Raw genomic sequence first — 448 nt, 5'->3', positions numbered from 1 at the left:
CTTCCTGCGCGGCCTCGCCGTTGAGCGCCATCCACAGCGTTGTGCCGGTCAACCCCAACTCGATCATTACCCACTGGTCGCGCGGGGCCGGACGCCCGACTGTCGTCTCGTTATCCCAATCATTACTGACACCGGTGGATGAGTGTGTGAGGAAAAATTGCTGCATCCCCATGTGCCAACGCAGGCGCAGATAGCCGCTATCCCACGCGCCGTGGTTCGTCCCGATGATGCGGAAAAAGTCCCGCTGTGGATGACCTGTGGGGACATCCGTTCCGGGCAACCGCACACGGGCGCAGAAATAGCAGTCGCCAGATAAGGGTTGTGCGATGCGGAAACCCGACTCGCTGTTGGGGAAGCGAAGGATATTACCGTCAATGGTTGGCGTTGGGCCGGTGCCAAGCGTGGGGCCGATATAACCACCAGCAGCGGCCCATCGGAAGGCAGCATC

1 protein-coding gene is annotated in these 448 nt (G+C 60.9%); it reads right to left on the bottom strand.

Annotated elements, in window-relative coordinates; genetic code table 11:
* A partial coding sequence (locus tag RMT89_RS41150) for a hypothetical protein (protein ID WP_315888867.1) occupies positions 1-448 on the bottom strand: 448 nt, incomplete at both ends.

The organism is Streptomyces sp. P17, assembly GCF_032436805.1.
Taxonomy (GTDB): domain Bacteria; phylum Actinomycetota; class Actinomycetes; order Streptomycetales; family Streptomycetaceae; genus Streptomyces.
This window is presented reverse-complemented; position numbering and strand designations above follow the sequence as displayed.